At 50.1% G+C, this 12,595-nt stretch carries 12 protein-coding genes; 3 read left to right on the forward strand and 9 right to left on the reverse strand.

The genetic code is table 11. The features are described 5' to 3' along the window. The 6 genes from L696_RS31815 to L696_RS0107100 form a co-directional block, all read right to left on the reverse strand. A partial coding sequence (locus L696_RS31815; protein ID WP_245233310.1) for a lasso peptide biosynthesis B2 protein occupies nt 1–1,085 on the reverse strand: 1,085 nt, incomplete at its 3' end. A gap of 1 nt (nt 1,086) precedes the next feature. Further along, nucleotides 1,087–1,389, reverse strand: a complete 303-nt coding sequence (locus L696_RS0107080; protein WP_025683018.1) for a lasso peptide biosynthesis PqqD family chaperone — start codon at nt 1,387–1,389, stop codon at nt 1,087–1,089. Beyond that, nucleotides 1,379–2,362, reverse strand: a complete 984-nt coding sequence (locus L696_RS0107085) for a dephospho-CoA kinase (RefSeq protein ID WP_025683019.1) — start codon at nt 2,360–2,362, stop codon at nt 1,379–1,381. Before L696_RS0107085 ends, L696_RS0107080 begins: the two co-directional genes overlap by 11 nt. A gap of 132 nt (nt 2,363–2,494) precedes the next feature. Further along, nucleotides 2,495–2,623: a paeninodin family lasso peptide gene (locus tag L696_RS30285; RefSeq protein WP_149094479.1), complete on the reverse strand. Its 129-nt coding sequence runs from the start codon at nt 2,621–2,623 to the stop codon at nt 2,495–2,497. Nucleotides 2,624–2,676: 53 nt separating this feature from the next. Then, nucleotides 2,677–4,602, reverse strand: coding sequence for an asparagine synthase-related protein (locus L696_RS0107095; RefSeq protein WP_025683020.1), 1,926 nt, complete (start codon nt 4,600–4,602; stop codon nt 2,677–2,679). After that, nucleotides 4,599–5,867, reverse strand: a complete 1,269-nt coding sequence (locus L696_RS0107100; RefSeq protein ID WP_025683021.1) for a sulfotransferase family protein — start codon at nt 5,865–5,867, stop codon at nt 4,599–4,601. Before L696_RS0107100 ends, L696_RS0107095 begins: the two co-directional genes overlap by 4 nt. 215 nt (nt 5,868–6,082) lie before the next feature. On the opposite strand from L696_RS0107100, the gene ligD reads away from it, so the two are divergent. Continuing rightward, nucleotides 6,083–6,973 (forward strand): non-homologous end-joining DNA ligase, encoded by an 891-nt coding sequence (ligD, locus tag L696_RS0107105; protein WP_025683022.1) that lies wholly within the window; start codon nt 6,083–6,085, stop codon nt 6,971–6,973. A gap of 54 nt (nt 6,974–7,027) precedes the next feature. Here ligD and L696_RS0107110 read toward each other — a convergent pair whose 3' ends face one another. Then, nucleotides 7,028–7,972: a YitT family protein gene (locus L696_RS0107110; protein WP_025683023.1), complete on the reverse strand. Its 945-nt coding sequence runs from the start codon at nt 7,970–7,972 to the stop codon at nt 7,028–7,030. Between the two features lie 194 nt (nt 7,973–8,166). Further along, complete coding sequence (cls, locus tag L696_RS0107115; protein ID WP_025683024.1) at nt 8,167–9,597, reverse strand: cardiolipin synthase; 1,431 nt, start codon at nt 9,595–9,597, stop codon at nt 8,167–8,169. 122 nt (nt 9,598–9,719) lie between these two features. Between cls and L696_RS0107120 the strand changes: the two genes are divergently transcribed. Both L696_RS0107120 and L696_RS0107125 read left to right on the forward strand, forming a co-directional pair. Then, on the forward strand, nt 9,720–10,754 hold the full coding sequence (locus L696_RS0107120; protein WP_025683025.1) for a M23 family metallopeptidase: 1,035 nt from the start codon (nt 9,720–9,722) through the stop codon (nt 10,752–10,754). Nucleotides 10,755–10,773: 19 nt separating this feature from the next. Continuing rightward, nucleotides 10,774–11,235, forward strand: coding sequence for a bactofilin family protein (locus tag L696_RS0107125; RefSeq protein WP_025683026.1), 462 nt, complete (start codon nt 10,774–10,776; stop codon nt 11,233–11,235). Between the two features lie 27 nt (nt 11,236–11,262). Here the strand turns inward: L696_RS0107125 and L696_RS0107130 are convergent, their stop codons facing one another. Then, nucleotides 11,263–12,348, reverse strand: coding sequence for an AI-2E family transporter (locus L696_RS0107130; protein ID WP_025683027.1), 1,086 nt, complete (start codon nt 12,346–12,348; stop codon nt 11,263–11,265). Nucleotides 12,349–12,595: the final 247 nt, after the last annotated feature.

Consider the following 12,595-nt stretch of genomic DNA (forward strand, 5'->3'; position numbering starts at 1 on the left):
AATGAAGGTTCTCCGCCTGCATCCGGATGGAGCCGCCAATGCAGCTCTATCTCTACCCGCTTATGCGGATGAAGAAAGGACGCATGATGGTCCTTCCATTTCCAACTGCCCAGTACACGTGCTTCTCCGCTTTTGGATACATACCCGGCTTCCCGCATCCAATGCTCCGCCTGATCCATGTCGTCCGGGGCAATGAGCAGATCCACGTCCTTGGAGGTACGCAGTGAAACATCCCCGTACAATTGCTGCGCCAAGACAGGACCCTTGAGCATAAGTACACGAATGCCATGATTCATGAGCAGCCCGGTCACACGCCCGGCTTCCGCTTGCAGGTGTAGCATACGCAGGGTGTTCCGGTGATATTGCGCCTGAAGGTTGCGCAGCAATTCAGCAGGAATGGCCGGATGGTTTATTTTTTTCAACTGGAGATATACCGCAGGTACCACCCGATGGTGTTCAGCCAGCCGCAACAAGCGGGTCCAATCCAATCCATACAGATCAGCAGCATGGACTGCATCCAGCCTTGAAGTGGCATCTTTTCGCAGTAAAAAGAGCAGCAGCGTCAATTCCTGATCCTCATTCCAACGGTCAGGTTCCAGAACAGTATTGGTGGACATACTTTCAGCAATCTTCGTATTGTGGGCCGTCACAGCACGCCTGCCGAAGGTGCCCACCACGGTAAACGCCCCCATCTCCCGTTCGCCCGTAACATAAATCGGTCCACTCCGCACCCAGGCATGTGCCGCCAAATGTCCCGCAGCAGTCTTGGCTGTGCCAAGATACAGCGTGCAGTCCAGCTTTCTGCGACCCAGCAATGTCATTGCGGCGGCAGCCTGCACAAGACAGCTACTGCGCCAAGGGGTATAACGGCTCGCCAGCTCCACAGCATGTGAAATATGCCGCACGGATTGCTTCTGCCGGGCATCACATTCCCAAGAGGTTTCTTCCATTCGTATTCCCCAACCGCGTGCATAATCTTCAAATGGACGATGCTGATGAAGACGCGCCCATCCCAGTTGCAGCCAGGCCTCCGGCAGCAGTCTCCTGACCTCCGGGGATAGACGACGAAGGCGTTGAACCCACATTTTAAACCGACTCCCGCAGAAGCTTTAGCAATCCTTCCCGTTCCAGTTCAGCCACAAAGGTATGTACCTGCTGCCTGCACCGTTCCTCGTCCACTTCATATTCATCCGTCAGAGCAGCTACGATCTCCCCAAGTGAAGGGCAGGATTCCGCCAGTTCCCAGATTCGTCCTCCCGTGAAGCCGAGATTATAATATTTTCCTGTGTTGATGCTCATCATGACCTTTTCCCCGTCCATGTCACTGACATACACTTCCTCACCGTGAATGACACGGTCATGATCCTTTGTCGAATGATTAGCTGCCATAGCTGTCTTCCTCCCTGCAAATGATATCAAGTACCCGGTGTACAATCTCGGACGCGGTAAAAGCCGAGCTATTCCTCAGTAGTCGCCAGCCCTCCACCTGCCGGGCCACACGGGCTGCCGTTCCAAATTGCCATTCACCCAGACTCATTCGCGGAATAACCACCCTGCGATATGTATGAAGCAATAACGTATGCAAGCATTCCAGCATGTTCAAAGAATGTTCTATAACCGCCTTTAACTCCCCTTCGCGTTGGAACTCACGGTTTGGAGACTCTGCCACCAGCTCGAATACACCTCCCAAGGGAAGCGGCTCGTTGTGAAAAGAATCGACTGTTGGCACGGCATATTTATTCAGCTCACCTGTAAGCTTACGCAAATGTCCATGTTTATTTTCCTGTAAAGCCTCAAGCTGGAGCATGCTTTCCAAACCTAATTTTTGCTGCGGGTAAGCTGGATAGACTATGGTTTTGGAAGCCGTAGCTTGCACAGCAATAACATCATCACTGACTATCTTATAGCCTGCCTGTGTAAAAGCAGCAGCCAGCGTCGATTTTCCTGCTCCGGATTCGCCCACGAAAGCATAGGCCTTGCCTCTAATGACTACCGCACTTCCGTGAAGAGGCAATATCCTTCTCTGTAACAGAAGCACGCCCATGCATGTGCCAAGCACAAACAAACGCACGGTGTCAGGATCAGCTCCGTGGTATACGCATACCTCAACCTCTTTGCCACCCCTGACAGCATAAATAGCCGTACCCGGTACGTGAAACATAAAGCTCTCGCCCTCTATCATAAAATGCGTTTGCTCCAGTTGTTCGCCCCATTCAGTCAAATCAGCCTGACGAATAACCACATCCTCCACCACTCCCGGCGCTGCGGGTATCAGTTCAGGTAATTCCAGCTCACTGGCAATCTTGAGCCCAAATGCCGTATATACCTCCAAACTGATACTACGTGTACTACTGTCATGCACGATAGGACCCTCTCCCCCTGCTCTTTAAAAATCCCGCCTTTATTTCATTGAGCAACGCCTTCAACCCAATAGAAATAAAGACGGCTTTGTGCAACGAATATAGCCCGCTTAAAGAATCATGTATGTCATCTGTTAGCTTGGATTAACCAGGTCAGCGTCGTGATCAGATACCCAGTCAATTTCTTTCCAGCCCTTACCTGCCATCGTCTGGTTAATATCCAGCACCTCTATGGTGGGCTCCTGCCATTCTTTTTTACTCATGTCATCACCTCCCCTCCAACGAACGACGTAGCTGTCTGACCGGATAGACCGGATCAGTTAAATCTGCGTATAAAACGGTACACAATCAGACTGTGCATCAGCAGCCGTATGTTGGGATCGGACGCCTGCTCCGGTCGCGGTTGGCGAAACTTCGCCATAGCCATTTTGATGACATCGATATTGAGAAATTCGGCGGCATGTAAATCATGGCACAGCAGTTGAAGCTCCCCCATAAACGTCTCCCAGCAGGGGAGCATTCGGTGTAGCCAATCCGCAGGCTGTACACCGCGTACACGCTGGTTCAACCGGACATCATCGGGCAAATAATCCCGCATGGCTCCGCGAATGAGTGCGCGATCCCGGCCGTTTTGCACATACTGCTCAAAGGGCACTGACAGGCAAAAGCGGATTACCCGACTGTCTCCGGTCGGGTCGCGCTCCCACAGACCATAACGCAGCGACAGCTTGGTCGCGACTACACCATTTTTGTTCGCAATCGCCAAATTCGTGAATTTCTCTTTTCTCGTCTGATCGGCGTTCTTCATCCATCCGGTTCCGCTCAAAGCCGGAATGTCCTCCACATTCATCCGCTTGGCGAACTCCGGGTGAATGAGTGAAGGAACAGGACTTCGATTGCCGCCACCTAACCATAAACGGGAGTCGAGCGCGGTTGCTTTTTTTAGCATCACGGGTAATAATTGGGATATCCGCCTTCCGGTCAGCTTACTGTACCGCCACAACCCCTGAAAGGATTGCAGCCAGTGAAAACGACGAAGCTGACGGGCATAATAGTCCAGTGCAGGTCCCCACGAAATGGTAAAATTTCCTCGCGCCCCGGTCAGTAGCACACCTACATTTTCCTCTTGTGCTTTTTCATAAAAACCCCTGATCCAGAACGAATTTTCAAAATATTTATAGGGAGCTTCCATCAATTCCAGCCAGATATCAATTTCTGAAAATGGACTTTTCCCCTCAAAATCCAGGTAATTTTCGTGAATGTTGCCCACATATCGAGCCGTGGATTGAATATAAGCCCGTTCATTCGCCAGCAGTGTCGACGGTGTCCAATCCGTAAAATCCTGTACGGGCACATAACTGTACGCATGAAGAGGCTTTTGCTGCAATCGCAGCGACGGCGCTGCAAAACTAGCAACCGCACCGGAATCCAGACCGCCACTCAAGGCCGCCCCCACGGCGCGATGCGTGCGCAATCTGGCATTCACCGCCTGTGAGAATACCTCGCGAAAAGCCTCGACGTACTCGCCGCCGGTTTTGAGTCGCAGCGGCTCCACATCCTCCAAAGAGGCATATTTATAGATGGTTCGCTTTCCCTCCTCCATGGTGAACCAATGGGCGGGTGGAAGCTGGTTTATATGCTTATAAGCAGTAGTCCCAATATCGATGGATTCCTGCATGGCCCGGATGGCCAGAAATTCCGCCAGCCACGGCTCATGCAGTTCTTTTCGCAGGGAAGACAGAGCCAAAAGAGGGGCTACTACTGTACTGAACGCAAACCCTCGGTCATGTTGGTATGTATACAGCGTACGGCTTCCTGCCATATCCCGAGCGCCATATAATCTGTGCCGTTTGGCATCCCAAATAACAAAGGCAAAATCGCCTATTAGATAGCGGGCTGCGTCAAGCGTCCATTTGTCGTATGCCAGCAAAATCAACTCGCTGTCCGTGATGTCTTGCCGCCTTTCCTGTCCCACCCCCAGCCGTTCAAACAGCTCGGAACGATTGTCAATAATCGCATCCGCCGTGATCGCCAAATTCCGTTCCTCGTCATAGAAAGGGAGACGCTCATGAACGGATTCTGGTGTCACATGCTGGGCATGACAGCCCAAAAATATGGAACCCTCACACCAGGCGCATACGCGGTCAGCGGGATATTTTCGCAGCGCTTGCATCATTTTACCGCCTTCTTCGGTGCATACGGACTCATGCCCAAAGCTGTATATTCCGGCAATCGCACTCACGTTTTCCCCCCTTTTTCTTTTTTCATTCCCGATAACGCTACGGACGCCCAGCGACACAGCTGACGGGCAAAGGGGATACGAGATCGGAGCCGCTGATTTCTGCCTTGGTAGGTTTTGAGCTGTGCGATAAGACGATTCCGCTCCTCATAGCTATGTGCCAGCCTGTTTTCCAGCGATTGGAGCCGTCTATCATTTACAACCTGTACAACGTCCTTCTCTAGAGAATCATGAAGTGCAGGTTTCCGCCCTGCTTTTATTATGAATTCCCTGTTATCCGCATCCTGCTTTTCCAGCATTCGATAAGCGTTCTTCCATTCAAAGCCGCTTTGTTGGAGAAATTGGCTCGTACGCCGACTTAGTAGCTCCACATTCGCCTCCTCTTCAAACTTTACACCAGTGATACGCTCGGCCTGTTCCAGCGCTTCCCCATAGCCAAGCTGTGTAAATATACGAGCTCCAATGCTTCTGCAATACAGCTCAATTTCCTTTTTGTTCAACAGATGTTGCCAGCTATGTACCGAGTCCTGGTGCGTCTGCTCATGCTCCCCCACGAACGGATCACCCGCTCCCATGCTGTAAAACAGACTGGATTTAGGCGTATCCGCAAAGTCCCCGTACTTTTCCATACCCGGTTCATAATCTACGCCCAGAAAATCGCACAGCTTCCCGATCTCCACCGCCGGATTAGCTACAAGCTGCTCATACACAAGCGGGTATGCAAGCGGATGAGGTGTGGCAAAATAATGTGCGTAACGGAACAAACCGACCGTAATATCCGTCATTTTCATATTAAAATGCGAGCTCTCCAGCTCCTCCAGCAGATGAAAGCGTTCGCCGCGCATCTGATTAACTTTTTTGAATGAAGCCACGATAGATAAAGGATTACGGATAAGCCACAACCTGCGGGCTGCCGGGAAAAGGCAGTCTATAAATTCCAGCACCGTATAGTAACGCGGGGATTTGTCGATAACCATATCTGCGTTAGTCCCTTCAAGCAGCCCGTTATAGATTTCAAGTGCATACGATCGGGAAGCCTGCTCCAATACGTGCCGAGGAACCATACCGTTAAAAAATTGCCGGATGATTCCGGTTCCTCCATAGGGACGTGTTTGTGACTGGGGAAGATCATACAGACTGAGCAGGAACCACATTTCCTGCGTGGCAAACAAGCGAGAGTGATTTTGTAAAATGGTGGTTACTAGCGAGCTTCCACTTCGGGGGACACTAAGCAGGAAAACCAGTCCCCCGCCTTGCTTATCAATCAAGGAAACGCCTCCTCTAATCTGCTCAAGACATTTAATAGATACATTTCGTATTTTATTATAAATTTATGATACATATTGTATCTTGTCAATCCCTTTGGCGGATAAATTCTGTACATGACGCTCATGTTAATCCATAACTACATCTACAGGCACATCATCCAGGCTGTTAATAGAAGGTTTGTATAGACTGAGGCTAAAAGAAGGAGCGTAGCGTTATGGGACAAGCTGTTAAAGGCATCATTACCATCGAAGGTCTGGAAATTCCTATCACCAACCCGGATAAACCCCTGTGGCCCGAAGCTGGCGTCACCAAAGCGCTGTATCTTCGCAAGCTTGCGGTGCTGGCCCCTTTTCTGCTCAAATATAGCCACAACCGTTTACTGACTGTCATCCGTTGGCCGCACGGCATTCACGGGGATTTTTTTTACCAAAAAAATGCCCCGCAGCCCCGGCCGGACTACATCGAAACCTTCCAGCATGACGGTATTGAATATATGGTGCTCGGCACGCTGCCACAACTGCTATGGCTCGGCAATCAGGCGGCGCTGGAGTTTCATCCCTCCCTGCATCAAGCTGGAAGCACACTGCCCTGTGAATGGATGATTGACCTTGATCCGTCCAGAGAGGTGGAGCCCCGCATTATGGAAGCGGCGTCCATCGTCGGTGAGGTGCTGGCTTCGCTTGGTTTGCAATCTGTACCCAAAACATCCGGAGCCACGGGTGTGCAAATTATCGTCCCGATCCGCACAGGCATCACCTTCGATGAGCTTCGCAGCATCGGTCTGCTGGTGGGACAGTTCGTAACCGAAAAACACCCGCATCTGTTCACACTGGAACGGTTAAAAAAGGATCGGGGAACCGCTATCTATTTTGATTATTTGCAGCATTATCAAGGAAAAACCCTGGCCGCTCCCTATACCCCGCGAGCACGCCCTGGCGCTACGGTATCCACCCCACTGACATGGGACGAGGTGCGACAAGACGTATCGCCGCTTGACTATCATTTGCTGAATATTGAGGAACGGCTAAATCAGGTGGGCGACTTGATCGCCAAGATCCCTCCCCAGCCCATCGAGGATGTTCTCAAGCATATGCGCGCCAAATAAAAAAGGGGACGAACTCCACAGCCGTAAAATCGACTGAGGAATCGTCCCCTTGCGCTAGTGTATTCCTTTTTTCTTGAAGCGTCCGCCCTTCACATCGTGAATGTTACCAATTGCCACAAAGGCATGTGGGTCCCAATCTTCAACGATGGTCTTCAGCTTCGCTTCTTCCAGACGGGTGATGACAACGAAAATGACTTTCTTGCTTTCGCCTGTAAAGCCGCCCTCACCTTCCAGATAGGTTACGCCCCGTCCAAGACGGTCCGTCAGGGCATCCCCGATGTCGCGGTATTTTTCACTAATAATCCAGACTGATTTGGACTGATCCAGACCTTCGATGGTAATATCAATCATTTTCATCGCAATATAATAAGCAATCATGGAGTACAGGGCATTCGGCCAACCAAATACAAAGCCTGCGCTGCCCAGAATGAAGATGTTAACGAAAAGTACGATCTCACCGACCGAAAAAGGAGTTTTTTCATTGACGAGAATAGCTACGATCTCTGTTCCATCCAGCGAGCCGCCGGACCGAATGACAAGACCTACCCCAACGCCGAGAATGACACCGCCAAAAATAGCGCCGAGCAGTGGTTCGCCAGGGGTCAACGCATTTACACTGTGAAGTAACGTGGTTCCGATGGACATCACGATAATGCCGAATAATGTGCATAAAGCGAAGGTTTTACCGATTTGCTTGTAGCCGATAACCAAAAATGGAAGGTTCAACAGGGTCAGGAAAATGCCGAGTGGATAGCCAGTAATCTTGGAGGCCATAATGGAAATACCTGTGACCCCACCGTCGATAACGCCGTTAGGAACCAGGAATATTTCGAGGCCCACTGACATAAGCGCTGCACCGAAAATAATCATGGCCGCACGCTGAAACAGGCGTTTTGCTTTGTTTTTAGGATTGGCTGGAATTTTGCTGATCTTGGTCAACTCTCCGGTCACATCTGTGATCTCAGACAGATTTTGGACTTCCTTGCCCACTACACTCATATAAATCCCCCCCGTTACAGTATGGTATATTGGAGCGAAAAAGGGGCTGCATTCCGCAGTCCCTTCTCCTTCACCGCGCTTGTGTTATATGAATACTATACCATAAAACTGTGATTTTGCGCAAAAAAGTTAGCAAAAAGCACATAAACCTCAATAAAGCGGGATTATATTGATAAAAACGGCGAAAACCGCCTTTAAAGGAGCGGAGAGAGCATGCGAGCCAGAATTTCAACTGTTTTCTGAGATCGAGAGCGTTTGCGGAACACGTCCAAATCTATGCGCAAGGAGTTGGAAATGTCCTCTTCAAAATCTGCCGAAAGCCGTTCCAACGCTGACCGTGCAAAGAGAACAGCGGTTAACTCAAAATTATAGAAAAAGCTGCGCATGTCCATATTGGCGGTCCCAACCGAACCGAGTAAATCATCCACAATGACGACTTTGGCATGAATAAACCCTTTACGGTATTGATAAAATTCTACACCTGCCTCCAGAAGCTCTTGTACATAGGACAGAGACGCCAGATGCACCAGCTTTGAATCCGATTTGTATGGAATAATAATTCGCACATCTACGCCACTGACCGCCGCCAGCTTAAGCGCCTCATAAATCCCCGGATCGGGAATAAAATACGGCGTGGTAATCCAAATCCGCTTCTTGGCAACCGCCAGCGCACCAAAGCACATTTCCTGAATCGTATCCCATACCTGATCGGGACCGCTGCTCAAAATCTGCACCTCCTCATCTCCTTCACAGGTATGTGGCGGAAACAAATTCTCATCCATCAGCCGTTCTCCGGAGGCCAGCTTCCAGTCGCTCAAAAAAGCATTTTGCAGAAAATAGACGCTATCTCCTTCAATCTGCAAATGCGTGTCCCGCCAAAATCCCACCTTAGGGTATTTGCCGAGGTAATCGTCGCCCACATTAATTCCTCCAACAAACCCGACCAGTCCGTCCACCACTACGATTTTACGGTGGTTCCGGTAGTTAATCCGGCGATCCAGCGTCGCGAAAAACGGGGGCAGAAAATAATGAAACTCTACACCTGCCTCACCACAGGCACGAATAAAGGAATACGGCAAATTGTAGCTCCCCACGCCGTCCACAACGAATCGAACCCTCACCCCCTCACGCGCCTTGCGGATCATGAGCTCCTGAAACTGGGTACCGATGTCGTCCGACCGGAATATGTAAAACTCCACATGAATATGATGCTGCGCCTGTTCCATCGCTGTCAGCATCGCCTCAAAGGTCTCCTCCCCATTCGTTAGCACACGGGTGCGATTACAGCCAGTCAACGGATTTTCCGACATGCGAATTAGCTGGTTAAACAGACGCTCCTGGTGCTTGAAATGAGGATTGTGCATTTGTTCCACATTCTCAATCACCCTCGATTGTGACCACAGGCGCTCGCGGAATTCACGAAATAGCTGTGATCCCGCTTTTCGCACCATTTTGCGCTTCTTATAATCCTGTGCAACAAAGTAGTACACGACAAAGCCGATGAGCGGGAAGCAGAACAAAATAAAGAGCCAGGCTACCGCCTTGGACGGCTTGCGAAATTCAAAGAGCAGGATCGTCCCGGTCTGAAAAATAAAAACAATTAAAACCAACAGCAACCACAGCATGTTTAAGCCTCCTTATATATCTATGTTTTATACCAAGCTCCAATTTTTTTGACATGTTTGCCCCTAAAGCTGAATAGATAGTAACCAAGCACTATAGGAGCGATGTCCGGAAAGGAGCGATTATGAAAAAAGGAAGCCTAAATCGCCGGATGACCTTGCTCGTCATTCGGGATGCACAGCAACCGCCCAAGCAGCTACAATGCTCTACAGCCGCTGTCATTCTCGTCCCGACCCTTGTGATCGCGTCCATCTCTACACTCGTGATCGGGCTGCAAATCCGTTCTTCCCATATCATCTCCCAAATGGAAACGAATCTTGCCGTCCAGAGCTTGCAGATGGAGGTTACGGTAGCGGACAAGGATGCAGCAATCGGGCGACTGCGCCGCGAAGTCATGGAGCTGACGAATCAGGCCACCAGTATTCGCGAACGCCTCCAGCGCGTAACGGAGCTGGAACAGCAAATGCAGCAATTTATCCGTAAACACGGAAAATCCTCTGCCACCAGTAGCAGCAAAGCGACCATGACCCCACTCTCCTGGGATGCCTCCGGCCATAATACCGGGGGCGAGTTGATTACAGTTCATGAAAATACAGCCATGCTTACTCGTCAAGCTATGGATGATTTTCAGGAAATCGAATCCCTGTTGGACACGGTAGAACGCACGGTTCCCCGCTCTATTCAGCAGGCGAACGCCGTACAGCAGAACCTTGAGCAGAAGCAAGCCGCACAGTTGCTCCAAACCCGCAGACTGGCGCTTGCCGAACAGGGCAAGCCTTCGGCATGGCCTGTAGGTTCGCGCCGGATGACCTCCAGCTTCGGCTATCGCAGCGACCCGTTTACGGGCAAATCGGCTTTCCATTCGGGCATGGATATTGCCGGACAAACGGGTGATCCCGTCTATGCCGCAGGAGCGGGCACCGTGCTGGAGGCAGCCTCCAGCGGGGCACGGGGCAAGTGCATTATCATCCAGCATCCTGACGGACTCCAGTCCTGGTATATGCACCTGAGCAGTATGCAGGTGACTCCAGGGGATCGAATCCATAAAGGGCAGATGATCGGCAGGCTGGGAAGTACGGGAAGAAGCACGGGGCCTCATCTTCATTTTCAGATCGTCAAGCATAATCAGCCTGTCGATCCGTTACTGTATGTACAATAAAGGATTGGAGGAAAACAACATGTTCAAGGACTCCAAAAAAAAGCTGTCCGCTCCTGCAACCGATACGCTGTTGGCTAACGGCACCAGCTTTGAAGGTACGATTGAGGCTGAGGCCAATATTCGGATTGATGGCCATTTTCAGGGCGATATCTACAGCACTCGCGCCGTTGTAATCGGGGAATCTGCTGTCGTGCGTTCAGATATCATCGCACGAGACGTCATCCTGGCCGGCAAGGTATTCGGCAGCATCACCACAGAGGGACGGCTGACGATCACGCCTACGGGCGAACTGTACGGCAAGGTAGCCGTCTCCTCGCTGGTCATCTCCGAAGGCGGCGTACTGGACGGTACGAGTCAGATGATTCGAACGCAAGACGCAGAACCGTCTGCTTCAACTGACGATTCTGATCTTGAATCACAATCCGGTACTCGCAAAGACGGGGAAACCAGTCATGCGACCCTGCAATCAGAAACGGGATAATTCCATTTACTCCATCCTATCCTCCATTCATTCCATTATATCCTCCACCCTGCGTTCCAAAAATAAATGATACACCTTGCGTATCACTATTTTAGCGCACATATACAGCGGAATAACCAAAACGATACCCAAAATGCCGAGCAAGTCACCACCTACCAATAACAGTATGACGACGGTCAGCGGATGAATATCCAGTTGCTTGCCAAACACAACAGGTGACAACCAATTGTCCTGAATTTGCTGGGCAGCGATCACGACGACCAGCGACCAGATCGCCATGGAAGGTGATTCAAGAAGCCCGATAATGACGACGGGTATGGAAGCCGCCACAGCCCCCACGTAAGGGATAAAATTGAGAAAAATCGAAATGACCGCAAGCAGCAAGGCGTAAGGCAGACCGATGATTAGAAAGCCAAGGAACATCATAATACCCAGCGCGACATTTATCAGCACCCGACTCACGATAAAGCTGCTGAGCGCACTGTCGATATCCTCCATGACCTCCAGCGCGTGCTTGTGATATTTTTTAGGAAAGAAGTTTAGCATTTTGGGACCAAACTTGCTCCCCTCCTTCAGCATGTAGTAGAGCAAAATCGGAAAGGTAGCCAAGACGATAAAAAAGTAGGATACGAACGATACCAGCTTAACCGAATAATCGGACAGAGCTGAAAAAGCCTCATTCAACGTATCCGACAGTCGTGACAGCGGATCTTCCCCCGGAGGCAGCACTTGTCTCAAGGATTGATTATGCCGCCATTGGCTCAATTGATCAACCAGACTGCTAATGAGCTTCGGCGCATTTTCAAATAAATTCGTTACTTGATCACGCAGCGTAGGCCATACACCCCATGAGAAAATAAACAGCAGGGCGGCAATGACCAGATAAATCAGCAAAATGGAGACGGGACGCTTGATTTTTCTTCGCTCCATCACATCTACCACAGGCCTCAATAAATAGTAGAAGAAAAAGGACAGCATCAATGGTACAACCAGCAAGCTGACCAGAGATACGATGGGGCTGAATATAAAACTTACTTTGGTGCCCAAGTAAATGATGAGCAAGAGCATGACAATACCTGTAGTCAGGCGAAAAAAACGATTATTGGGCAACATATCATGCAGCACCCCCTTCTGATCTGTTTCTTTCTACCTCTTTAAACGCAAACCGACCCTATTGATTGATTCTTGCTGAAAATAGGTTGCAATATACCCCGACACGCATAATCTGTAGCGGTAATTGTATAGATACAGCGCCAAAACAGCACAAAAAGGACGTGCAAATGGATAGCCATTTAACACGTCCTTTTTACTGCTTTCAGAATATGGTGAAATTCTCATGTTATGAAAATCAGATCGAACC

The organism is Paenibacillus maysiensis (genome assembly GCF_000520815.1).
GTDB classification, from domain to species: Bacteria; Bacillota; Bacilli; order Paenibacillales; family Paenibacillaceae; genus Paenibacillus; species Paenibacillus maysiensis.